Raw genomic sequence first — 22,786 nt, 5'->3', positions numbered from 1 at the left:
TAGGTGGAATCCACATCGAGTGCCCCGAACCTTGGAACCACAATCGCCCGATCCGAATTTCCGTTAAGGGGACAAACTCGTGAGTATCAAGAGTCAAAAAGACTTTTTTGCCGGTCTCATGTTCATGGGTATAGGCACTGCCTTTGCGTGGGGTGCTACCTCGTACAACATTGGCACTGGTGCCCGCATGGGCCCTGGCTACTTCCCGTTGATCCTGGGGATCTTGCTGGCCGTCATCGGTCTGGTGATCACCTTCAAGGCCACCACGACAGAGACCGCCGACGGCGACAAGATCGGCAAGTGGGCCTGGAAGCCGCTGTTCTTCATCCTGGCGGCCAACTTCACCTTCGGCATCTTGCTGGGCGGTCTGCCTAGCATCGGCGTTCCGGCCATGGGCCTGATCGTTGGCATCTACGCCTTGACCTTCATTGCCAGCCTGGCCAGCAATGAGTTCAACGCCAAGGGCGTGTTTGTGCTGGCCACCATTCTGGCGGCAGGCAGCTATGTGGCTTTCGTGTGGGCGCTGAAGTTGCAGTTCCCGGTGTGGCCTAGTTTCATTTCGGGTTAAGGCAGGAGCACCACCATGGAATTGTTCGATAACCTGGCGCTCGGCTTCGGCGTCGCCTTCACGTTTCAAAATCTCGTTTACTGCTTTGTCGGCTGTCTGCTGGGCACGCTGATTGGCGTGTTGCCTGGCATTGGCCCTGTGGCCACCATCGCCATGCTGCTGCCCGCCACGTACGCGCTGCCCCCCGTGGCTGCGCTGATCATGTTGGCCGGTATCTATTACGGCGCGCAGTACGGTGGTTCGACCACCGCCATCTTGGTGAACCTGCCGGGCGAATCGTCGTCGGTGGTGACTGTGATCGACGGCTACCAGATGGCCCGCAAGGGCCGTGCAGGCCCCGCGCTGGCCGCTGCGGGTTTGGGCTCGTTCTTCGCGGGCTGCGTGGGTACGCTGATCCTGGCGGCCTTCGCGCCTCCGCTCACCGAAGTGGCCTTCAAGTTCGGCCCTGCCGAATACTTCTCGCTGATGGTGCTGGGCCTGATTGGCGCTGTGGTGCTGGCTTCGGGCTCGCTGCTCAAGGCGGTGGCCATGATTGTTCTGGGCCTGTTGATGGGGCTGGTGGGTACCGACGTGAACTCGGGCGTGGCACGTTTCAGCTTCGACATTCCTGAGCTGACCGACGGCATTGGTTTCGTGACGATCGCCATGGGCGTGTTCGGCTATGGTGAAATCATCGCCAACCTCTCGCGTCCCGAAGAAGACCGCGAAGTGTTCACCGCCAAGGTGCAAGGTCTGTTCCCCACAGCGCAGGATTTCAAGCGCATGTTCCCCGCCGTGCTGCGCGGTACTGCTCTGGGTTCTGCCCTGGGTATCCTGCCTGGCGGTGGTGCGCTGTTGTCGGCTTTCGCGGCCTACACTATCGAGAAGAAGACCAAGTTGCACCCTGGTGAAGTACCCTTCGGCCAAGGCAATATCCGCGGTGTGGCGGCTCCTGAGTCTGCCAACAACGCTGGCTCGCAAACCTCGTTCATTCCTCTGCTGACCCTGGGCATTCCCCCCAACGCCGTGATGGCGCTGATGGTGGGTGCCATGACCATCCACAACATCCAGCCTGGCCCCCAGGTGATGACCAGCAACCCTGAACTGTTCTGGGGCCTGATCGCTTCGATGTGGATCGGCAATGCCATGCTCGTGATCCTGAACCTGCCGCTGATCGGTGTGTGGATCAAGCTGCTGACGGTGCCTTACCGCTGGCTGTTCCCGTCCATCGTGCTGTTCTGCGCGGTGGGCGTGTACTCCACCAACAACAACACCTTTGACATCTGGATGGTGGGTGCGTTTGGTCTGATCGGCTACATCTTCCACAAGCTGGGCACCGAGCCTGCGCCATTGCTGCTGGGCTTCATCCTCGGCCCGATGATGGAAGAGAACCTGCGCCGTGCGCTGCTGCTGTCGCGTGGCGACTGGAGCGTGTTTGTCACGCGTCCTCTGTCGGCTGGTCTGCTGGCTGCGGCGGCTCTGCTGCTCATCATCGTGCTGCTGCCAGCCGTGAAGAACAAGCGCGAAGAAGCCTTCGTGGAAGACTGATAACGGCAAGGGAGAGGCTTTCTCTCCCGTCTTTGCGCACCTCCAACAACGGCACCTTCGGGTGCCGTTGTTTTTTGCCGTGTGGCGGCGCAGCGGAATAGGGCAGCCGGTACACAATGGGGCTGATTTGCTTTCCGGGATTTGCATGTCTGCCACGATCAGCCCCACGCAGCACCCGCACCGGGTGTTGCTGCACAACGAAATCCATGCCCGCCCGCCAGAGGCCATGTCGGCGCCGCTGGCCATTGCCCACATCGTCATGCTGGCCGATGCTGCTGAGCGCGAGGCCAGCCGTGCCCATGTGGCCGCGTTGTTACGCGACCATCACCTGGCGCTGCCCGATGCGGGCACCACCCATCTGCGCATGGATCTGGGAGCCTTTCGCCTACGCTGGGAACTGCATACCGAATTCGTTTCCTGGACCTTCATGGTGCCTGCGGCGGTGGAATCGTTCGGTGAGCGGGAGCCCGTGAGCGCCATCGCCTCGGTGCCGCGCGAGTGGCTGGCGGCACTGCCCGGCCAATGCCTGTGCAGCCTGAACTTGTGGGTGTTGCCCACCCACACCTTCGGCTCGGGCTCGCTGATCAAGCATGTGCTGCATGAGGACACGCTCCTGGCCTCCACCGTGGCCGACGGGCACGGCGAGGTCTACACCGACTTTGCCATCCACGCCGACGGCTTCTCGCGCATGGTGTTGTTGGCCGGTGGCATGACGCAGCGCCGCCTGGGCCGCCTGGTGCAGCGCCTGCTGGAGATCGAAACCTACCGCATGGCCGCCCTGCTGGGCTTGCCTGCCGCGCGCGAGGCTTCGTCCGTACTGGCCTTTGCCGAGCGTGAACTGGCCGAGCTGGCCAACGCTATCCGCACCGCCAACCGCGATGATGAACCTGCGCTGCTGGATCGACTGACCCGGCTGGCCGGGCAGGTGGAGAGCCAGTACGCCGCCACACATTCGCGGTTTTCGGCAAGCAGTGCCTATTTCGAGCTGGTGGATCGGCGCATCAAGGACATTGCCGAGTCGCGCCTGGCAGGCATGCAGACCATTGGGGAGTTCATGGACAGGCGCCTCACGCCGGCCCGCAGCACCTGCGAATGGGCCGCGCGCAGGCAGGATGCCCTGTCCCAACGCGTTTCGCGCATGAGCAACCTGCTGCGCACGCGGGTGGAAATCGAGCAGCAGCAAAGCAGCCAGGCCCTGCTGGCCACCATGAACCAGCGGCAGGACCTGCAACTGAAGCTGCAGTCCACGGTGGAGGGGTTATCGGTGGCGGCCATTACCTACTACATCGTGGGGCTGGTCACCTACCTGGCCAAGGGTGGCAAGGCCCTGGGCTGGCCGCTGTCGCCAGAGTCCACCGCGGCCATTGCCATTCCGCTGGTGGCCGCGAGCGTGTGGCTGTCTTTGCGCCGTTTGCACCACCGGTTGTTTCGCAAGCATTGAGCGGGGCGGTTGCTGCGCGCGCCGGCCATCGCCAGTGGAGCAGGCTGGCACCCAAATGCTCGACGCCGCCGCCAGGCCTGCCGTGCCACACTGGGGCGTTGCTGTACCCGCTCTTCAAAGAACCTGCCCGTGTCGCATCCCCTGCTACATCCGCTGACAAGCACTCTGGCCTGGCTGGGGGCATGGCGCTGGCGCTGCTGGGCTCCATCGCGTTCAGCGGCAAGGCCATCATCGTCAAGCTGGCCTACCGCTACGGTGTAGACGCGGTCACCCTCATCATGTACCGCATGCTGTTTGCGCTGCCTATTTTTGCCGCGATGGCATGGTGGGCCAGCCGGGGCAAGCCGCCCCTGTCACGCAAAGACTGGCTGGGGGTGCTGGGCCTGGGCGTCACTGGGTATTACCTCGCCAGCTTTCTGGACTTTGCAGGGCTGATGTACGTGACGGCCAGCCTGGAGCGCCTCATCCTGTACCTCAACCCCACGCTGGTGGTGGTGCTTGGGTGGGCGCTTTATGGCAAGCGCATTCGGGCCGGGCAGGCGCTGGGCATGGGCATCAGCTATTGCGGCGTGGTGCTGGTGTTCGGGCTGGAGGCCCGGGAGCAAGGCGCGCACGCCGCCTGGGGTGCGTTGCTGATTTTCTTGAGCGCCGTGAGCTATGCGGTGTACCTGGTCTACAGCGGCGAGATGGTGCAGCGCATCGGGGCGCTGCGTCTGGTGGGCTTGGCCACCACTGTGGCCTGCCTGTGCTGCCTGGCCCAGTTCGTGGCGCTGCGGCCGTTGGGGGCGGCCATCGTGGCGCCTGAAGTGTTGTGGCTGTCGGTGCTGAACGCCATTCTTTGCACGGCTGCGCCGGTGCTCATGGTCATGATGGCCATTGAGCGCATTGGTGCCGGCATGGCCGCGCAAGCAGGCATGGTGGGCCCGCTGTCCACCATCCTCATGGGAATCTGGATTCTGGGCGAGCCCTTCACCCTGTGGCTGGCGGCGGGCACGGCCCTGGTCATGCTCGGTATCTTCGTGTTCACCCGCTCCGCAAGGCGGGCGAACGCTTAACGCCTGGGGCAGGGCGCTGCCCTCGCTTAGCGGTTGCCTGCGCCCCAGCTGTTGGCGCCACCGCCTGCAGCGCCGCCACCCCAGGCATTGCCGTTGTTGCCCGAAGAGTAGGTGGACAGGCCCGGTGGAGCGGGCGGCTGTTGGGTGTTGGAGGGCATGCGCTGGTAGGGCGATGCCTGCCCCCCCGCCGTGCGCGTGTTGGGTGCAGCACGCTTGGCAGGCGCTTGCGGTGCATCGTCGGTGCTGCTGTCTTCCTCATCTCCATCTTCGGAGTGGTCGGCCCCTGCGGGAGCCTGGGCTGCTTTTCCATTCCCCCAGCCCCGTGTGCCGGCCGTGGTGGTGGGTGTGGTGGTGCTGGTGCCGCCGCGCCCGAGCACACCGCCCAGGGTGCGCATGCTGCCGGTGCTGGCATTGCTGTTGCCCGAGGGGGCTGCCGAGTTGGCCGAGCCCATGTCAAAGTTGTGCACCCAGCCGGTGGCGCCTTGGGGCGTCTGCACCTTGACCCAGGGGCCGTTGCGTTCCGAAGTCCGGGTCACCTGCGTGTTGGCCGGAATCTGCCCCAGGCTCGGTGCGTTGTCTGCGGGCGATTCGCGCAGTTCGGTTGAGCGCTTGACCACTGCCGTTTGGGCATGTGCAGCGCTCAACGGGACCGCTGCCGCGAAAGCCAGGCCGCTGGCAAGGGCTAGGTGATGGAGCCAGTTCATGGTGAAAGCCTCAATTTATGATGCGCTGGACTGGGCATCCAACGTAAACCGGAGATTGTTATGGATTTGGGAATTGCGGGCAAATGGGCATTGGTGTGTGGCGCCAGCAAGGGGCTGGGCTTTGGCTGTGCCCAGGCTTTGGTGCGTGAGGGCGTGAATGTCGTCATCAATGCACGCAACGCCGATGTGTTGGCTCAAGCTGCTGCTAAATTGATAGCTGCCAGCGCCGAATACGCAAGCGCTAGAGGCCAAAAAGACTCACAACCTGCCGTCGTGGCCGTAGCTGCTGACATCACCACCCCCGAAGGCCGCGCCGCCGTGTTTGCCGCTGCGGGTGGCCCAGGCCGCGACTTCGATATCGTCGTGACCAACGCCGGGGGCCCCCCTCCAGGCGACTTCCGCGATTGGGATCGCGACGCTTGGATCAAGGCGGTAGACGCCAACATGCTCACGCCCATCGAGCTGATCAAGGCCACGGTGGATGGCATGGCCGCGCGGGGATTCGGGCGCGTGATCAACATCACCTCCAGCGCTGTGAAGGCGCCGATTGATGTGTTGGGTTTGTCCAACGGCGCGCGCAGTGGCCTGACGGGGTTTGTGGCGGGCGTGGCGCGCAGCAAGATCGCGTCGCAGGGCGTGACCATCAACAACCTGCTGCCCGGCAAGTTCGACACCGATCGCCTGGCCACCACGATGCAAGCCGTTGCCACCAAGACTGGCAAAAGCTCGCAAGAGGTCCGCGTGGCGCAGCAAGCCCAGATTCCTGCTGGCCGCTTCGGAACGCCCGAGGAGTTCGGCGCCATTTGCGCTTTCCTGTGCAGCGTGCATGGCGCCTACATCACCGGCCAGAACGTGCTGGCTGACGGTGGTGCGTTTGCGGGCGTGTAACTGAAACGGGCTGGGGGCGGTGCGGCCTGCGCATTTTGTTGGCCCGCCCCTCGTCCGACCAAAACCCAGGCTTGCGGCGCTGCCCATGCCTGCAGTCTTGATCGGCGTCAATTAAGTGTTTCCAGGCGTTGGATTTTTCGTTGTAAACGGCTGTAGCGTAGGCACAATGGCGCATTCCTGCCTGTGGCCCGCAGGGTGGTGCTCTTCGGCTTTTCCAGTGGGGAAGAGCAAAGAGAAACGGGGTTTGTCTGGCAGCCATGCTGATTGTTTCTCGTGTGCCTCGACTGTTTCGCCGCTGCGCTGCTGCGCTGTGCTGCGGCGTGCTCGGGTGGGCGGCAACCTTGGCCTGGTCGCAGGCGCCTGCCCCCAAGGTTCCGGCCACGGTATCCCACCTGCGTGTGGTGGGCGGTTTGGCCGAGCTCAACCAGTATGTGCGCCGCGAAGAGCCCTTTTGGACCCGCGAACTGGCGCGCCTGAGCGGCGGGCGTTACACCGCAGAAATCGTTCCCTTCGACAGGGCCGGGGTGCCCGGCACCGAAATGCTGCGACTGCTGCAGTTGGGGGTGGTGCCGTTGGGTACGGCGCTGATGAGCTCTTTTTCTGCCCAGCATCCCGAATACACGGCCCCCGATCTGGCGGGGTTGAACCCCGACATGGCTACCTTGCGCACCACGCTGGCCGCCTTTCGCCCGTATCTGGAGAAAGCGCTGCGCGACCAGCATGGGGTGGAGCCCCTGGCCATCTATGTGTACCCGGCGCAGGTGATCTTTTGCGGTAAGCCACTGCGCAGCCTGGCCGATTTGGCGGGGCGGCGGGTGCGGGTGTCATCGTCCACCCAGGCGGATTTTGTGAGCGCCCTGGGCGCAGAGCCCCTGCTCACCGGCTTTGCCCAGATCGTGCCCAATGTGACGGCGGGCAGCATCGAGTGTGCGGTCACCGGAACCATGTCGGGCAATACGCTGGGGCTGCACAATTTGATGAGCCATGTGCATGCGCTGCCCGTGACCTGGGGGTTGGCGGTGTTTGGTGCCAACCGTACCGTCTGGGCAGCACTGCCGCCGGATTTGCGCGAATTGCTCAAGCGCGAGCTGCCCAAGCTGGAAGCCGACATCTGGGCAGAATCCGAACGCGAAACCGCCGATGGCATGGCCTGCAACCGTGGCGCGCCCGAGTGCCAGGCGGGCCGCAAGGGGCGCATGGTGGTCGTGCCGGTTTCGGCGCAGGATGAGCAGCGTCGCAAAGAGATTCTCACCTCCACCGTCCTGCCCCGCTGGCTCCAGCGCTGTGGCGCACGGTGCGCCCAGGTGTGGAACAGCACCATCGGACCGGCGCGGGGCATCCCTGTGCCCAAGTCACCATGAACGTGGCGGTACCTCGGCGTATCAAGTTCTTCGTGGGGGGCGGGGTTGCGGCATTCGTGCTGGCCGTGGTCGCGGTGGCGGCGGTGCTCATCTTCAATGCTCGAAAGCTCGCCCTGGCTGATGGCGCCAGCGGCGCGGTGCGCTTTGTCTCCAGTGCCGAAGCTGCGCTCAACCGTTCCCTGTTGGGCGTTGACGTCTTGCTGGCCAGCATGGACGAGATATTGGATCTGTCGGCGGTGCGGGCGGAATGGCTGGACCCGGAAGTGACCAGCCAGCGCCTGCGCAGCTCGGCCCGCCAAAGCCTCATGGTGCGCTATGTGGCGCTGGTAGACAGGCAGGGGCGCGTTTTGGGTTCGTCAGACGCCGCAGGTGCTGCGGTGGCCGTGTCGTTGCCTTTGGGGTTTGCCGAATCGGTGTTTGAGCAGCCGCTGCCGATGTTGATGGTGAGCGCGCCAGCCGTGAGCTTTGTGAGCGCGGAGCGTGTGCTCTATCTGGCCCGGCAGCTTCGGCTGGCCGACGGAACGCCATTGCTGGCAGTGGCCGAAATGCCCGTGGCTGCGCTGGCCGGTGTTCTGGTTCAGGGCATGGACATTGCCGGGTTGCAGGTCACGCTGGAGCGTGCCTCAGGCCAGGTTCTGCTGACCATGCCGCGGCAGGAAGAGGAATTGGGCAGGGTGCTGACTCCGCCGCTGGCCGAGCTGGATGTGACCGGGCCGCAGTGGAATGCCCGTGCGCGCCTGGGCGGAGAGCAGGCCCTGGTGGTGTACCGCCCGTTGATGTACCAGGACTTGCGCATTGCCGCCAGCGTGCCGCTGCACGCCGCGCTGGCCAATTGGCGTGCAGCGCGTGATGGCATCGTGCTGACGGCGCTGGGCTTCGTGGTGATGATTGTGGTGGTGGGGGTTGTTTCACTGCGCTACGTTGACCGCATGACCCAGGCCCGTTTGGCGATTGCGCAGTCGAAGGCCACGCTGGACGAGGCGCTGGAATCCATGGTCAGCGGTTTTGTGGTGCTCGACAGCCAGCTTCGCCTGGTGCAGTGGAACCGGCGCTTTGAAGAGATTTATCCGTGGCTCAAGGGGCAACTGGCGCCCCAGGTTCCGTTCAAGGAATTGCTGAAAGAGAAAGCCCGGCACCACCTGGAAAACGCCAGCGACGAAGAGCAGCAGCGCTGGGTGGAGCAGCGCGTGGCAGTGCAGCGCAACCCCCAGGGGCCGCATGAGCAGGGCCTGCCCGATGGGCGTGTCATCCAGGTCACCGAGCGGGCCACGCCCGATGGCGGCCTGGTGATCACGTACCACGACGTGACCGAGCTGCGCCAGGCCAGCGCAGAGATCGAGAACCTGGCTTTCTACGACCCGCTGACCGGGCTGCCCAACCGGCGCCTTTTGATGGACCGTATCCAGCAGTCGGTGGTGGCCAACGCCCGCAGTGGTTTGCATGGGGCCCTGCTGTTTCTGGACCTGGACCACTTCAAGACCCTCAACGACACCCTGGGGCATGAGGTGGGAGACTTGCTGCTGCAGCAGGTGGCGCAGCGCCTGAAGGCCTGTGTGCGCACGGAAGACACGGTGGCGCGGCTCGGGGGCGATGAGTTTGTGATCATGCTCAAGAACCTGGCCACCAACAGCGAAGAGGCAGCATCGCTGGCCCGCCGGGTGGGCGAGAAGATCCTGCGCCGCCTCAACATGCCCTATTTGCTGGATGCCCACAAGTACCACAGCACCCCCAGCATTGGCGCCACCCTCATCGGGCAAGACATGCAGCCGACGGTGGACTTGCTCAAGCAGGCCGACATTGCCATGTACCAGGTGAAGTCACAGGGGCGCAACTCCCTGTGCTTTTTTGATCCGCAGATGCAGATCGCCATCAACCAGCGCGTGCAATTGGAGCACGACCTGCAGATGGCCATCACCGGCAACCAGTTTGAACTGCACTACCAGCCACAGCAGCGCCTGGACGGGCAAATTGTGGGCGTGGAGGGCCTGATCCGCTGGCGCCATCCCGAGCGGGGGCTGGTGGCGCCAGGGGCATTCATCAGCGTGGCCGAGGAGAGCGAAATCATCGTGCCGATCGGGCACTGGGTCTTGCGCACCGCGTGCGAGCAACTGGCGGCATGGAAGGGTGACCCGCGCTGCCAGCATGTGCAGGTGTCGGTCAACGTCAGTGCGCGGCAGTTCCGCCAGCACGACTTTGTGGCCCGGGTGGTGGAAGTGCTGCGCGAGACGGGCGCCCCCGCGCACTTGCTCAAGCTGGAGCTGACGGAGTCGCTGGTGCTGGACGATGTGGACGACACCATTGCCAAGATGATCCAGCTCAAGACCAAGGGCGTGCGCTTCTCGGTGGACGACTTTGGCACCGGCTACTCATCCCTGGCATACCTCACGCGCCTGCCGCTCGACCAGCTCAAGATCGACCAGTCGTTCGTGCACAACCTGGGCGTGAAACATACCGACGATGTGATCGTGCAGACCATCATCGGCATGGCCCGCAACCTGGAACTGGATGTGATTGCCGAAGGGGTGGAAACCGCCGAGCAGCGTGACACGCTGGCGCGGTATGGCTGCCACTACTTCCAGGGCTATCTGCTAGGGCGGCCCATGCCACTGAGCGAGATCGAAGCCCTGCTGGGCAATGACCTGGCTTTGCTGGGCTGATACGGATTTGCCGGCAACCGTATCGCGTCGCTGGTTCGCTTTGCCGAGCTCACCGCGCCAGCGCCGAGTACATCGCGCCAGCGCTTAGCGCCGGGATGACACCACGATTCCGCCCACGATGAAGGCGAACGCCACACCGTGAAACAGGTGCGGTGTTTCGCCAAGAAAGGCCGCCGACAGCACGGCTGCGAACAGCGGCGTGAGGTTGACGAAGAAGCCCGCCACCGCAGGCCCTGCCCGCTGCACGCCCACACCCCAGCAGCGGTAGGCCAGCACCGCTGGCCCCACGGCGATGAAGGCCAGTGCGGCCAGCAAGGGCGCGCCCCAGTCGATCTGCGTGTGGCCCAAACTCCATTCCACGCCCGTGAAGGCGCCTGACCAACCCAGGCCAAACACCATCTGCGCCATCAGGAAGGCCGCCCAATCGCCGCGCAGGCTGGCGGGCTCACTGGTCTTCACCAAAAGCCAGCTGTAGAACGACCACGATGCCGTGGCCATCAGCATGAACAAATCACCGGGCACCAGCCGCAAGGCCAGCAGCTGGTTCCACTCACCACGGCTGAGCACGATCAGCACCCCGGTAATGGAGAGCACCGCGCCTAACAGTTGCTGGCGCGTGACCGAGGCACCAAAAAACAGCGCCCCCACCGCCAGCATCCACACCGGCATGCTGGAGCCCACCAGCGTCACGTTGATGGGGGTGGAGGTTTGCAGCGCCATGTACTGCAGTGCGTTGTAAAGCCCGATGCCCAGCAGGCCCAGCACTGCATAGCGCCGCCAGTGCGGCCACAGGGGGCTGTCTTTGCGCAGCACCCCGTGGGCCAGCGGCAGCAAGATGGCAAAGGCCAGCACCCAGCGGAAGAAGTTCAGGGTGATGGGCGGGATCATGGCGTGCACCAGCCGGCCCACCACGGCATTGCCCGCCCACAACAGGGGCGCGGTCACGAGCAGCGCAGCCGTGCCGGGCGTGAGTCTTTGAGTCATGCCCCGGAATGTAACGGGCTCGCTCCGGCAAGGCTTGCAGATTCATGGCAGGATGGCGGCCGTTTGTCCCTCTTGTTACAGGAGCGCTGTTGCCATGAGCCTTGCCGTCCAGATCCGCCAGCACGGTGGTCCCGAAGAACTCCAGATTGTTGACGTACCCGTGGGGGAGCCGGGCCCCGGCGAGATCCGCATCCGCCACCATGCCGTCGGCCTGAACTTCATCGACGTGTACCACCGCACAGGCCTGTATCCACTGAATATGCCCGCTTCCATTGGCATGGAAGCGGCTGGCGTGGTGGAAGCTGTGGGTGAAGGCGTGACCCACCTGGCCCCTGGCGACCGCGCGGCGTACGCCAGCAACCCACCCGGCAGTTATTGTGAAGCGCGCGTCATGCCAGCCAAGACGGTGTGCAAGCTGCCCGACGCCATCAGCTTTGAAACTGGCGCTGCGATGATGCTCAAGGGCTTGACGGCGCAATACCTGCTCAAGAAAACACTGCCCGTGGAAGGTTTGCAGCCCGGTGATTTCGTGCTGTTCCACGCCGCCGCGGGCGGAGTGGGGCTCATCGCCTGCCAGTGGGCCAAGGCCCTGGGCTTGCAGCTCATCGGCACTGCCGGCTCAGACGCCAAATGCCAACTGGCGCTGGCCAATGGTGCGGCGCACGCCATCAACTACAGCCGTGAAGACTTTGCCGCGCGCGTGAAGGAAATCACCGGCGGCAAGGGCGTGAAGGTGGTGTATGACTCGGTGGGCAAGGACACTTGGGACAAGTCGCTGGACTGCCTGCGCCCCTTCGGCCTGATGGCCAGCTTTGGCAACGCCTCGGGGCCCGTGCCTGCATTTGCTCCAGGCCAGCTCGGGCCCAAGGGCTCCCTGTACCTCACCCGCCAGACGCTGTTCACGCACATCTCTACACGTGAAAGCACCCAGGCCATGGCCGATGACCTGTTTGCCGTGGTGGCCAGCGGTCAGGTCAAGATCCATATCGACCAGCGCTACCCCTTGGCCGACGTGCAGCAGGCGCACCGCGACCTCGAAGCGCGCAAGACCACCGGGTGCACCATCCTGACGCTGTGAGCCCGGCCGTTCAGACGCCCGCGTTCGCGCAATGGCTGGCTGGGGCGCGAGGGGCTGCGCAGCAGCCACCGGCCCAGCCGCGCACACCGCTGGTGGTGGCTGGCCACGAAGTGGGGTCGGTGGCTGCAGGGGTTTTGGATGATATTGGCCTGCAGCGCTTGATGGATAAGCGCGAGCAGCTATATTTTCAGGAGCGAAATGGGGCTTTCGCCTGGCATTTGCCTGTGCCAGATGCGGAGGTCACCCCCGCCCTGAATGCGCTGGCTGCAGCGCTGCGCCAGGTGGGGCGCTGTGGCCCCTGGCGCGATGAACAGCTGGCGGTAACCAATGCACAAGGCGCAGTGGTGGGCACGGTGGAACGTGGTGCTGTGCGGGTTTTGGGCATTGCCACGCGCGCGGTGCACTTGGTGGGTTTGGCGCCGGATGGGCGCATGTGGGTGCAGCGGCGCTCGCTCACCAAACCCAATCACCCCGGCAAGTGGGACACCCTGATGGGCGGCATGGTGTCAGCGCAGGATTCACTGCACCAGGCGCTGGCGCGTGAAACCTGGGAAGAGGCGGGTCTGGAAGTGGCTGCACTCACGCAGGTAGTGCACGGTGGTCACGTGGATTTCTCCCGCCCCAGCCGCGAGGGTGGGGGTGTGGGCTTCATGCGAGAGCGCATCGACTGGTTCAGTGCCCAGGTGCCCGAGGGGCAAGTGCCCCACAACCAGGATGGCGAGGTGGACGAGTTCGCGTTGCTATCCATTCCGCTGCTGTGCGAACGTGTGGCTCAGGGCCATTTCACGCCCGAGGCGGGGTTGGTGATTGGTGGTTTTCTGGGCCTGTAGCGGGTTGGCTCGGCACCGAGGCCCAGCCAGCCGCGGCCAAGGTCAGACGGGCTCTGACGGCAGTTTGAGGCGGCTGGGCGCCAGCGCCCCGGCTGATTCCAGAATCGGGTAAGCGATGGAGCACAACAGCGAGTTGATGCGCTTGAGCTCGCTGATCAAGTCGATGTGCAATGAGCTGGTTTCAATGCTCTGCACCGTGTTGTCTGACAGGCGCGCCAGGTGCGTGGCTGAGTAGGCGCGCTCCAGATCGCGGAAGCGGGCTTTTTCTTCCAGCAGCTTTTGCGCGTCGCGCACGTTGCCGTTCAGGAACACGCTCATCGCCAGGCGCAGGTTGGCCACCAGGCGGGTGTGCAGTTCGTTGATCTCTTCCATGCCAGCTTCGGAGAACTGGCGGCCTTTCTTGATCTTCTTGTCCTCAATGTCGATGAGCACGCGTTCGATGATGTCGCCAATCTGCTCCATGTTGATGGTGAAGCTGATGATGTCCGCCCACCGGCGGCCTTCGCGCTCGTCCAGGGCCTCGCGCGAAATCTTGGTCATGTAGTACTTGATGGCGGAGTACAGCTCATCCACCTGATCATCGAGTTTGCGCAAGTCTTCGGCCAGCTTCTGGTCATCGGTGCGGATGACCTGGTGCAGCCCCAGCAGCATGGACTCCACCACATCGGCCTGGTGCAGCGCTTCGCGCGCAGCGCAGGAAATGGCCAGCGAGGGCGTGGCCAGCGCCGACGGATCCAGATGCCGGGGGCGGCTGCCTGCTGCGGCCTGCGTGTCTGCCACCGGGAGCAGGCGTTGCACGGCACGCGCCACCGTGCCTGTGAGCCCGATGCACACCAGCCCCACCACCGCGTTGAATGCCAGGTGGAACAGCACCACCAGCGAAGCGTTGTCGGGAACATAGGGGCGCACATGCTTGAGCCACAGCCCGATCAGCGGGGTCATGATGATGACGCCCATGATCTTGAAGAACAGATTGCCCAGCGGCACCTGCCGCGTCTGCACATTGGAGCGCATGGTCGTGGCCACTGCCAGCAAGCCGCTGCCCAGGTTGGCGCCCACCACCAGCCCCAGTGCCACATCCACCGGAATACCGCCCGAGCCCGCCAGCGTGGCCGTGAGCAGCACGGTGGCGAGGCTGGAATAGGCCAGCACGGCCAGCACGGCGCCCGTAAAGATTTCCAGCAGCAAATCGCTGGTCAGCGCACCCAGCAGGGTGCGCACGGTGGGCGACTGTGTCAGCACCGTGGTGGACTCGGTGATGAGCCGCAGGGCCAGCAGCATCAAGCCCAGGCCAATCAGCACGCGGCCCACGCTGCCCACGGCGGTGTCTTTGCGCGAAATGAACAGCACCACGCCCACAAAGATGAACAACGGCGACAGCCACGACAAATCGAGCGAAAACACCACAGCCATCACGCTGGTGCCAACATCCGCGCCCAGCATCACGGCCAGCGCGGCAGGCAGCCCCACCAGTCCCTGGCCCACAAATGACGACACGATGAGTGCGGTGGCGGTGCTGGACTGCACCACGGCCGTGACGCCCATCCCCGAGAGAACGGCAGTGAATCGGTTGCTCACGCTGCGCGAGATGAGTTGCCGTAGGTTGGCGCCGAACACCCGCAGGATGCCGGTACGCACCAGGTGGGTGCCCCAGATGAGCAGGGCCACGGCAGCTAACAAGTTCAACAAATGCTTCATGGAATGGAGTCGTTCTTTTTATTCTTGGGGGTGTGCGTGGGCTTGGGCTTGTACCGCAGGGCGTCCGTCAGCAGCGCAAAACCACTTGGGTTCGTAGTGCTCTTTGGACCCGCGTGTATCCACGGATAAGCAAACAACGTGCACAACGCGAATTGTCATAAAACTGTCATGAAGCATACCCCTGATTTCACCTCGCAAGGCGCAAGCCCCCAGGTGAATCGGTGCATTCGGAATGCGTTGCTGGTAAAAGCTGTGCACTTGGGCATTCGTCAGGCAGATTCACAGAGGCTGGTGCTCTCGCTGTGAGCCAGGTGCGTTGTCTTCAATCTGCTGGGGTATCGCTGTTCATGAGGGTGCTGAAAACAAAACGGCCCGCACGAGGCGGGCCGTATCGAGGGCAGGTCGCTCTCAGGCTTCGCGGCGGGCTCTCAGTAGCTCGTCCACGATCAGGCAGACCGCGCCGACCGTGATGGCCGAGTCGGCCACGTTGAACGCCGGGAAGTGCCAGCCCATGGCGTGGAAGTCCAGAAAATCGACCACGTAGCCGTGCATCAAGCGATCCACCACGTTGCCAATGGCACCGCCCATCACACTGGCCAGCGCAAAGCAGAACAGCTTTTGCGTGGGGTGCTTGTAGAGCTGCCAGATGATGAAAAGGCTGGCAACGGTACCAATACCGGTGAACAACCAGCGCTGCCATCCCCCTGCGTTCGAGAGGAAGGAAAAGGCTGCACCGGTGTTGTGGGCCCGCACGATGTTGAAGAAGTTCGTGATGGTCGTGGCCTCGCCCCACTGGTAGTTGCGCAGGATCAGCTCTTTAGTCCACTGGTCTGCCGCCACAATGACCACGGCCCATATCAGCCACAACGCCATGCTGCGGGTGGTGGACTGGTTGCCGCCCACGGCTGGAACCGCGGCCATTTAGGCACACACCCGGTTTTCACCGGTGCCGTGAAGGTTGCTGGTGCAGCGGCCGCAAATGGTGGGGTGGGCCGCGTCCTGGCCCACATCCTCGCGGTAGTGCCAGCAGCGTTCGCACTTGGCATGGCTGCTCGGTGTCACGCTGGCGGCCAGGGCTTCGCCTTCGGCCAGCGTGGCTGCGGAGGTGATGAACACGAACTTGAGGTCTTCACCCAGGCTGCGCAGGGCTTCGAGCAGTTCGCCGCTGGCGGTCACCGTGACTTCGGCCTGCAGCGATGCGCCCACCTTACCGTCGGCGCGCAGGGCTTCGATCTCCTTGTTCACCACTTCACGGGCGGCACGGATGCGGTCCCACTTGTCCAGCAGCGCAGCATCGGTGGCACCAAAGTCCCAGAACTTTTCCACAAAGATGGTCTCGGATTTGCCGAACACCTTCCATGCTTCTTCTGCAGTGAACGACAGGAACGGCGCCATCCAGCGCAGCATGGCATGGGTGATCTGGTACAGCGCGGTCTGGGCGCTGCGGCGGGCCAGGCTTTTGGGTGCCGTGGTGTAGAGGCGGTCCTTGAGCACGTCGAGGTAGAACGCACCCAGGTCTTCCGAGCAGTAGACCTGCAGTTTGGCTACCACGGGGTGGAATTCATACACCTCGTAATGGCCCAGGATGTCGGCCTGCAGCTGACTGGCGCGGGCCAGGGCGTAGCGGTCGATTTCCAGCAACTGGTCTGCGGGCACGGTGTCGGTGGCTGGGTCAAAGTCGCTCACGTTGGCCAGCAGGAAGCGCAGCGTGTTGCGGATGCGGCGGTACGCATCGACCACGCGGGCCAGGATCTTGTCGTCAATGGCCAAGTCGCCAGAGTAGTCGGTGGAGGCGCACCACAGGCGGATGATTTCCGCGCCCAGTTTGCCGCTCACCTCTTGCGGCGAAACGGTGTTGCCCAGCGACTTGCTCATCTTCTTGCCCTGGCCGTCCACGGTGAAGCCGTGGGTCAGCAGGCCGCGGTAGGGCGCGCGGCCGAAGATGGCACTGGCCAGCAGCAGCGAGCTGTGGAACCAGCCACGGTGTTGGTCATGGCCTTCCAGGTACAGGTCGGCCTCGGGGCCTGTCTCGTGGTGCATGGTGCCGTGCGTGCCGCGCATCACATGCCAGAAGGTGGAACCCGAGTCGAACCACACTTCGAGAATGTCGGTGCTCTTGGTGTAGTGCGGCGCGTCTTCTGCACCCAGGATTTCTTCGGTTGTCACGCGGCTCCAGGCCTCGATGCCGCCCTTTTCGACGATGGCTGCCGCCTGGTCGATGATCTCCATGGTGCGTGGGTGCAACTCGCCCGAATCCTTGTGCAGGAAGAAGGGCAGGGGCACGCCCCAGCTGCGCTGGCGCGAGATGCACCAGTCGGGCCGGCCGGCGATCATGTCGCGCAGGCGGCTCTTGCCGTTCTCGGGGTAGAAGCTGGTTTGCTCGATGGCAGCCAGGGCCGTTTGGCGCAGCGTGCCGGGGGCCTTGTCGGTGGTGAACACGCCTTCGCCTTCGTCCATGCGCACAAACCATTGGGCGGCAGCGCGGTAGATCACCGGGGTCTTGTGGCGCCAGCAGTGCGGGTAGCTGTGGGTGATGTCCTTGGTGGCCATCAGGCGGCCCGCGTTGCGCAGGGCTTCGATGATGACCGGGATGGCCTTCCAGATATGTTGGCCGCCGAACAGCGGGAAGTCAGCCGCATAGGTGCCGTTGCCCTGCACGGGGTTCAGAATGTCGTCGTACTTCATGCCGTGCGCCACGCATGAGTTGAAGTCGTCCACACCGTAGGCGGGCGAGGAGTGCACGATACCCGTGCCGTCGGTGGCGGTGGCGTAGTCAGCCAGGTACACGGGCGAGAGGCGGCGGTAGCCATAGCTGCCGTCTTCGCTGGCCACGTCGTACAGCGGGTGTTCAAACTCGATGCCGCCCAGCTTTTCGCCCTGCACAGTGGCCAGCACCTTGCCTTGTAGGCCCCAGCGCTCCATGCAGGCATCCACCAGGGTTTCGGCCACCACGTACAGGCCGCGCTCGGTTTCCACCAGCGAGTAGGGCAACTCGGGGTTCAGGTTCAGCGCCTGGTTGGCGGGGATGGTCCAGGCCGTGGTGGTCCAGATCACGGCAAACGCATCTTGCGTCAATGCAGGCACACCGAAAGCCGCCGCCAGCGCGGCAGGGTTGTGGGCCTTGAAAGCCACGTCCAGCGTGGTGCTCTTCTTGTCCTGGTATTCGATCTCGAACTCGGCCAGCGAGGAGCCGCAGTCAAAACACCAGTACACGGGTTTGAGGCCGCGGTACACGAAGCCCCGCTCCATCACCTTCTTGAGCGCGCGGATCTCGCCGGCTTCGCTGGCGAAGTTCATGGTCTTGTAGGGGTTGTCCCAGTCGCCAAGCACGCCCAGCCGCTTGAAGTCAGCCATCTGCTGTGCGATCTGCTCTGTGGCAAAAGCTCGGCCCTTGGCTTGCATTTCGTCACGCGGCAGGTTGCGGCCGTGCAGCTTTTCAATGGCGTTTTCGATGGGCAGACCGTGGCAGTCCCAGCCGGGCACGTACAGCGCGTCAAAGCCTTCGAGCTGGCGCGCCTTGGTGATCATGTCCTTCAGGATCTTGTTGACCGCGTGGCCAATGTGCAGTTGGCCGTTGGCATAGGGGGGGCCGTCGTGCAGGATGAACTTGGGTGCACCACAACGGGCATCGCGCAGCTTTTTGTAGATGCCTTTGTCTTCCCACTCCTTCACCCAGCCGGGCTCACGCTTGGGCAGGTCGCCGCGCATGGGGAAGGATGTATCTGGCAGGTTCAGCGTGGCGCGGTAGTCCACGGCAGGCGTGCTGTTCGTGGGGGTGGAGCTGGCGTTATCGGACATGAAAGGACCTTAGGGCGGTGCAATCCGGGGCGTACCCGGCGCTAAAAACGGGAGTGACTGGGACGAGAGAAGCTGGCCCGCAAGCACGGGCGCTGCGCAAAGGCAGCCCTCTAAATTCGGTCGCGGGTGGTCTGGCGCCGGGTCTCGGTGTACGAGCGGGCGTGGCCAGAGGCAAAGTAGGCGCGCGCATCGGCGCAGTCCTTGGCGATACCGGCAGTGAGGGCATCGAGACCGTCGTACTTGAGCTCGTCGTGCAGTTTGTGCAGAAGTTCCACGCGAATGATTTTACCGTACGCCCCCTCGGCGCCCAGGCTGTCCGGCCATTGCAGGCAATGGGTTTCCAGCAGCACGCGGCCGCCATTCACATCGTTCGGGTCGAGCGACGGTCGCACGCCCAGGTTGGCCACGCCGGGCAGGGGTGTGTCGCCCAGGCCGTGTACCAGCACGGCAAAAATGCCGCTGGCGGCAGGCTTCCAATGGGCAAAGCGCAGGTTCAGTGTGCGGAAACCGTCTTGCGCGCCGTCGGCGCTGGCGCCCAGGGCGCGCCCCAGCTTGCGGCCATGCACCACATGACCTGAGATGGTGTACGGCCGCCCCAGCAGGGCGGCAGCAGCTTCCATGTCACCTGCGCCCAAGGCCTGGCGAACGGCTGAACTGGACACCCGCAGGCCGCGCACCTCGTAGCTGTTCATGCGGGCCACATCAAAGCCCTGGGCTTGCCCAGCCGCATCGAGCATGGCGTAGTCGCCCGCCCGCTTGGCGCCAAAACGGAAATCGTCGCCCACCAGCACGTAGCGCGCCCCCAGGCCCTGCACCAGCACTTCGTTGATGAAAGCCTCGGGCGTCTGCGCGGCCAGTCGCGCGCTGAAGGGCAGCACCACCACCTGCTGGACGCCACAGCGCTCCAGCTCGGTCAGTTTGTCGCGCAAAGTGCCAATGCGTGCGGGGGCCAGTTCGGGCTTGCGCGCCGCGCCAGCGAAATAGTCGCGCGGGTGGGGCTCGAACGTGAGGACGCAACTCTCCACCCCCCGGTGGGCGGCTTCGTTGTTCAGCAGCGCCAGCATGGCCTGGTGCCCCCGGTGCACGCCGTCGAAATTACCGATGGTCAGCGCGCAGGCGCTGGCGATGCCAGGGTGGTGGAATCCGCGAAAGATCTTCATCGGCTTGTTATCTTTTTGATAGCAGCCTGCGCAAGTGGATCAAGCGCAAGACGCCAATTTGTCATGGAAAAAGAGTATATTGTGACCGACGCTTGCCCAGCAGGCGCCTGTCGCTTGGCACCCGAAGGTTGCAGGCCGACTGGAAGCGCACCAGCGCAGTGCCTTCCGCCGAGACATCCGAGTTCCGAATCCTTGTGTAGCGTAAGTTTCCAGGAGGCGTGTTTTGAAGGTCTTGAAGCTGTCAGCCCAGGGGCTGCCCCAATCGTGGATCACGTTGGAGCAAGCCGTCATCCACTATGCCGCAGGTGAGGTGCGCTGGGAGTCCGGCGCGCAGATCGCCCGCTTCCGCGGCGGTCACAACGCCATCACGGGCGAGCAATCGGTGATTGCCGTCAACAGCATCATCGGCACCAAGGGCGTTCCGCGCATCAACCCGTTTGAACTGAAGCCGGGCCTGACCAACAGCAAGCTGTTCGCGCGCGACCGCAACATCTGCGCCTATTGCGGCGGGCATTTTCACGAGGACGAGTTGACGCGCGAACACATCGTGCCCTTCGCCCACCACGGGCAGGACCACTGGATGAATGTGGTCACCGCCTGCCGTGCCTGCAACCACCGAAAAGGGCCGCGTACGCCCGAGCAGGCTCACATGCCTTTGCTGTATGCCCCCTATGTGCCCAGCCTGTGGGAAGATTTCATCCTGCGCAACCGCCGTATCTTGGCCGACCAGATGGAGTTTTTGTTGGCACATGTGCCCAAGTCGTCGCGGCTGGCGGCCTAGCATCCTTTGCACCGCATCACTGCGGCGCGGTAAACCCTGTGGGAGAATCAGGGTTTTCCCTGAAAACCTCCCATGATCGTTCGCGATCGGCCCTCCGGCCTGCGTCTGTTTTTGCTGCTGCGTGGGTCCATCCTGCAGCGCATCCGCTGGACACTGCTGTTCAACACCCTGCTGGCCACGGCCGTGACGCTGGCGCACGGCAACCTGTTCACTTTCAAGATCACGCTCACTCCCATCCCCTTTACCTTGATGGGGCTGCCGCTTGCGATTTTTCTCGGCTTTCGCAACACCACGGCCTATGACCGCTACTGGGAAGGGCGCAAGCTGTGGGGCGAGTTGGTATTGCGCACGCGCAACCTGTCGCGCCAATGCCTGAGCCTGATTGAGCTGGACCAGCCCGTGGACCCTGCCAACCGCGCCGGGGATGTGCGGGTGCGCATGGTGCACCGAGCGATTGCATTCGTCCACGCCCTGCGCCTGCACTTGCGCTCGCAAAGCGACGATGCCTTGCTGCAGCGCTGGCTGCCTGCGCAGGATTGGCCACGCGTGGCCCAGTCCAGCGTACGGCCCGAGGCGATCATGCAGGGGCTGGGCCAAGACTTGCGCCAGTGCCTGCGCGAGGGGCGCATCGATCCATGCCTGGCGGCGGGTATCGACACAACCTTGTCCGCCGTGACGGCTTCCGCTGCCTCGTGCGAGCGGATTCGGAACACACCAGTGCCGTTCTCGTACACCCTGCTGCTGCACCGCACGGCTTACCTCTATTGCTTTTTGCTGCCCTTTGGTCTGGTGGATACCACCGGCTTCATGACGCCCTTTGTCGTCGCCATCGTGGCCTACACCTTCTTTGGGCTGGATGCGCTGGGCGATGAAATTGAAGAGCCTTTTGGTTTGGAGAGCAACGATCTGCCGCTGGACACTCTGTGCCGGGCGATGGAAATCAACCTGCGTGAGTCCCTGGGTGAAACTGATTTGCCCCCCCCATTGTTGCCGGTGGACTACTTGCTGACGTGAGACAGGGCATCGCTGATAAGCCCGTCTGATTCGTGGCCGAGTGGCTACCAGCCAGGGGATCGGCCTATGGGTTGGATGACCCATAGGCCGTTTGCGCGAATGCCGCGCTCAGGCAAACACGCCCGCCGTATCCTGCATCCGCGCAGAAACCTCGCCCAAGTGGTGCAGCGTGTCGCCAAACGCCACTTCCAGCTGCGTGAGCTTCTTGAAGTAGTGGCTCACGATGTACTCGTCTGTCACGCCAATGCCGCCATGCAGTTGCACGGCCTGCTGACCGACGAAGCGCATCGACTGGCCCAACTGCACCTTGGCGCGGGCCATGGCGGCGCGGCGTTCTTCTGCGGGGGAGCCGAGCTTGAGGCTGGCGTAGTAGCTCATCGAGCGGGCGAGCTCCAACTGCATCTTCATGTCTGCCACGCGATGGCGCAGGGCCTGGAAGCTGGCAATGAACACACCAAACTGCTTGCGCTGGTTCATGTATTCCACCGTGATCGCCAGCGTTTTGTCCATCACGCCCACGGCTTCGGCGCAGGTGGCGGCAATGCCGGTGTCCACGGCCAGTTCCAGCGCGGCCAGGCCGTCGGTGGTGATGAGCGTGGCGGGGGCGTTGACCAGGTGCACTTCGGCCGCGCGGCTGCCGTCTTGCGTGACGTAGCCCTGGGTGGTCACGCCGCTGGCTGTGCGTTCGACGAGGAACAGGGCGATCTTGCCGTCCAGCTGTGCGGGCACGATGAAGGCATCCGCCTTGTCACCCGCAGGCACTACGCTTTTGATAGCTGTTACCGCATATCCTGATTGCGCAGGAGCCGCTTTTGCCTCACAAACGTCCAGGCGGTAGCGTGCCTTGCGCTCTTGGTGCGCCAGCACCACCACCGCTTCGCCGCTGGCCACGCGCGGCAGCCAGGCCGATTGCACTTCGGAGGGCGCGTGGTGGGACAGCACAGCGCTGGCAATGAAAGACTGCGCGATGGGTTCCAGCACGATGCCGCGGCCCAGTTCTTCGGCCACCACCATTGCGTCGATGGCGCCTTGGCCCATGCCGTTGTGCGCTTCAGGCACGGTGAGGGCCGTGAGACCCAGCTCGGCCAGTTCGTTCCATGCGGCCCGGTCAAAACCCCCGGCTGCAACCGCGGCGCGGCGCCGCTCAAAGGTGTAGCCCTTGTCCACCCACTTGCGTACGGCGTCGCGCAGTTGTTCCTGGTCGTCAGAAAAATCGAAATCCATGTTCTTGTCTCCTGGAAC

18 protein-coding genes are annotated in these 22,786 nt (G+C 63.9%); 11 read left to right on the top strand and 7 right to left on the bottom strand.

What is annotated here, in order from left to right:
- Nucleotides 1-79: 79 nt before the first annotated feature.
- The 4 genes from IHV84_RS00755 (at nt 80) to IHV84_RS00740 (ending at nt 4,591) form a co-directional block, all read left to right on the top strand.
- Complete coding sequence (locus IHV84_RS00755; protein ID WP_198845417.1) at nt 80-568, top strand: tripartite tricarboxylate transporter TctB family protein; 489 nt, start codon at nt 80-82, stop codon at nt 566-568.
- 15 nt (nt 569-583) lie between these two features.
- Nucleotides 584-2,095, top strand: coding sequence for a tripartite tricarboxylate transporter permease (locus IHV84_RS00750; RefSeq protein ID WP_198845416.1), 1,512 nt, complete (start codon nt 584-586; stop codon nt 2,093-2,095).
- A gap of 145 nt (nt 2,096-2,240) precedes the next feature.
- Nucleotides 2,241-3,536, top strand: a complete 1,296-nt coding sequence (locus tag IHV84_RS00745) for a DUF3422 family protein (protein WP_142083829.1) — start codon at nt 2,241-2,243, stop codon at nt 3,534-3,536.
- Nucleotides 3,537-3,718: 182 nt separating this feature from the next.
- Nucleotides 3,719-4,591: a DMT family transporter gene (locus IHV84_RS00740; protein ID WP_044396096.1), complete on the top strand. Its 873-nt coding sequence runs from the start codon at nt 3,719-3,721 to the stop codon at nt 4,589-4,591.
- A 26-nt stretch (nt 4,592-4,617) separates the two neighbouring features.
- Here IHV84_RS00740 and IHV84_RS00735 read toward each other — a convergent pair whose 3' ends face one another.
- Nucleotides 4,618-5,295: an SH3 domain-containing protein gene (locus IHV84_RS00735; protein ID WP_198845415.1), complete on the bottom strand. Its 678-nt coding sequence runs from the start codon at nt 5,293-5,295 to the stop codon at nt 4,618-4,620.
- Between the two features lie 60 nt (nt 5,296-5,355).
- Between IHV84_RS00735 and IHV84_RS00730 the strand changes: the two genes are divergently transcribed.
- The 3 genes from IHV84_RS00730 (at nt 5,356) to IHV84_RS00720 (ending at nt 10,201) form a co-directional block, all read left to right on the top strand.
- A complete protein-coding gene (locus tag IHV84_RS00730; protein WP_142083833.1) occupies nt 5,356-6,183 on the top strand; it encodes an SDR family oxidoreductase in 828 nt (275 codons plus the stop codon).
- Between the two features lie 257 nt (nt 6,184-6,440).
- Nucleotides 6,441-7,544, top strand: coding sequence for a TRAP transporter substrate-binding protein (locus IHV84_RS00725; RefSeq protein WP_198845414.1), 1,104 nt, complete (start codon nt 6,441-6,443; stop codon nt 7,542-7,544).
- Nucleotides 7,541-10,201 (top strand): EAL domain-containing protein, encoded by a 2,661-nt coding sequence (locus IHV84_RS00720; RefSeq protein WP_198845413.1) that lies wholly within the window; start codon nt 7,541-7,543, stop codon nt 10,199-10,201. The genes IHV84_RS00725 and IHV84_RS00720 overlap by 4 nt, the downstream gene beginning before the upstream one ends.
- An 84-nt stretch (nt 10,202-10,285) precedes the next feature.
- Here the strand turns inward: IHV84_RS00720 and IHV84_RS00715 are convergent, their stop codons facing one another.
- Nucleotides 10,286-11,185 carry a DMT family transporter gene (locus tag IHV84_RS00715; protein ID WP_044395913.1) on the bottom strand — a complete coding sequence of 300 codons (900 nt, stop codon included), beginning with the start codon at nt 11,183-11,185 and terminating at the stop codon, nt 10,286-10,288.
- Between the two features lie 94 nt (nt 11,186-11,279).
- Here IHV84_RS00715 and IHV84_RS00710 point away from each other — a divergent pair, with 94 nt between their 5' ends.
- Nucleotides 11,280-12,263 carry a quinone oxidoreductase gene (locus tag IHV84_RS00710; RefSeq protein WP_198845412.1) on the top strand — a complete coding sequence of 328 codons (984 nt, stop codon included), beginning with the start codon at nt 11,280-11,282 and terminating at the stop codon, nt 12,261-12,263.
- Nucleotides 12,260-13,093: an NUDIX domain-containing protein gene (locus tag IHV84_RS00705; RefSeq protein ID WP_198845411.1), complete on the top strand. Its 834-nt coding sequence runs from the start codon at nt 12,260-12,262 to the stop codon at nt 13,091-13,093. The genes IHV84_RS00710 and IHV84_RS00705 overlap by 4 nt, the downstream gene beginning before the upstream one ends.
- A gap of 42 nt (nt 13,094-13,135) precedes the next feature.
- Here IHV84_RS00705 and IHV84_RS00700 read toward each other — a convergent pair whose 3' ends face one another.
- The 4 genes from IHV84_RS00700 to IHV84_RS00685 form a co-directional block, all read right to left on the bottom strand.
- Nucleotides 13,136-14,791, bottom strand: a complete 1,656-nt coding sequence (locus IHV84_RS00700) for a Na/Pi cotransporter family protein (protein ID WP_198845410.1) — start codon at nt 14,789-14,791, stop codon at nt 13,136-13,138.
- 408 nt (nt 14,792-15,199) lie between these two features.
- The gene (lspA, locus tag IHV84_RS00695) at nt 15,200-15,712 is read right to left on the bottom strand and encodes a signal peptidase II (protein WP_066785316.1); all 513 of its coding nucleotides are present in this window, start codon (nt 15,710-15,712) and stop codon (nt 15,200-15,202) included.
- A complete protein-coding gene (gene ileS, locus IHV84_RS00690) occupies nt 15,713-18,589 on the bottom strand; it encodes an isoleucine--tRNA ligase (RefSeq protein WP_198845409.1) in 2,877 nt (958 codons plus the stop codon).
- Between the two features lie 110 nt (nt 18,590-18,699).
- Nucleotides 18,700-19,749, bottom strand: coding sequence for a bifunctional riboflavin kinase/FAD synthetase (locus tag IHV84_RS00685; protein ID WP_044395925.1), 1,050 nt, complete (start codon nt 19,747-19,749; stop codon nt 18,700-18,702).
- Nucleotides 19,750-19,972: 223 nt separating this feature from the next.
- On the opposite strand from IHV84_RS00685, the gene IHV84_RS00680 reads away from it, so the two are divergent.
- Complete coding sequence (locus IHV84_RS00680; RefSeq protein WP_066690941.1) at nt 19,973-20,530, top strand: HNH endonuclease; 558 nt, start codon at nt 19,973-19,975, stop codon at nt 20,528-20,530.
- Between the two features lie 72 nt (nt 20,531-20,602).
- A complete protein-coding gene (locus IHV84_RS00675) occupies nt 20,603-21,544 on the top strand; it encodes a bestrophin family protein (protein WP_198845408.1) in 942 nt (313 codons plus the stop codon).
- A gap of 108 nt (nt 21,545-21,652) precedes the next feature.
- Here IHV84_RS00675 and IHV84_RS00670 read toward each other — a convergent pair whose 3' ends face one another.
- Nucleotides 21,653-22,768 carry an acyl-CoA dehydrogenase family protein gene (locus IHV84_RS00670; protein WP_198845407.1) on the bottom strand — a complete coding sequence of 372 codons (1,116 nt, stop codon included), beginning with the start codon at nt 22,766-22,768 and terminating at the stop codon, nt 21,653-21,655.
- Between the last annotated feature and the right edge of the window lie 18 nt (nt 22,769-22,786).

The sequence above is a fragment of the Acidovorax sp. IB03 genome (assembly GCF_016406015.1).
Taxonomy (GTDB): Bacteria; Pseudomonadota; Gammaproteobacteria; order Burkholderiales; family Burkholderiaceae_C; genus Acidovorax; species Acidovorax temperans.
Note: the sequence above shows the minus strand (reverse complement) of the source record. Positions and strands in the feature narration are given on the sequence as shown.

Bases quoted from the DNA above. Each gene is read 5' to 3' on its own strand.
- IHV84_RS00740 (WP_044396096.1), top strand. From the start codon at position 3,719: ATGGCGCTGGCGCTGCTGGGCTCCATCGCGTTCAGCGGCAAGGCCATC.
- IHV84_RS00675 (WP_198845408.1), top strand. From the start codon at position 20,603: ATGATCGTTCGCGATCGGCCCTCCGGCCTGCGTCTGTTTTTGCTGCTG.
- IHV84_RS00735 (WP_198845415.1), bottom strand. From the start codon at position 5,295: ATGAACTGGCTCCATCACCTAGCCCTTGCCAGCGGCCTGGCTTTCGCG.
- IHV84_RS00710 (WP_198845412.1), top strand. From the start codon at position 11,280: ATGAGCCTTGCCGTCCAGATCCGCCAGCACGGTGGTCCCGAAGAACTC.
- IHV84_RS00700 (WP_198845410.1), bottom strand. From the start codon at position 14,791: ATGAAGCATTTGTTGAACTTGTTAGCTGCCGTGGCCCTGCTCATCTGG.
- lspA (WP_066785316.1), bottom strand. From the start codon at position 15,712: ATGGCCGCGGTTCCAGCCGTGGGCGGCAACCAGTCCACCACCCGCAGC.
- IHV84_RS00685 (WP_044395925.1), bottom strand. From the start codon at position 19,749: ATGAAGATCTTTCGCGGATTCCACCACCCTGGCATCGCCAGCGCCTGC.
- IHV84_RS00670 (WP_198845407.1), bottom strand. From the start codon at position 22,768: ATGGATTTCGATTTTTCTGACGACCAGGAACAACTGCGCGACGCCGTA.
- ileS (WP_198845409.1), bottom strand. From the start codon at position 18,589: ATGTCCGATAACGCCAGCTCCACCCCCACGAACAGCACGCCTGCCGTG.
- IHV84_RS00720 (WP_198845413.1), top strand. From the start codon at position 7,541: ATGAACGTGGCGGTACCTCGGCGTATCAAGTTCTTCGTGGGGGGCGGG.
- IHV84_RS00745 (WP_142083829.1), top strand. From the start codon at position 2,241: ATGTCTGCCACGATCAGCCCCACGCAGCACCCGCACCGGGTGTTGCTG.
- IHV84_RS00725 (WP_198845414.1), top strand. From the start codon at position 6,441: ATGCTGATTGTTTCTCGTGTGCCTCGACTGTTTCGCCGCTGCGCTGCT.
- IHV84_RS00715 (WP_044395913.1), bottom strand. From the start codon at position 11,185: ATGACTCAAAGACTCACGCCCGGCACGGCTGCGCTGCTCGTGACCGCG.
- IHV84_RS00750 (WP_198845416.1), top strand. From the start codon at position 584: ATGGAATTGTTCGATAACCTGGCGCTCGGCTTCGGCGTCGCCTTCACG.
- IHV84_RS00730 (WP_142083833.1), top strand. From the start codon at position 5,356: ATGGATTTGGGAATTGCGGGCAAATGGGCATTGGTGTGTGGCGCCAGC.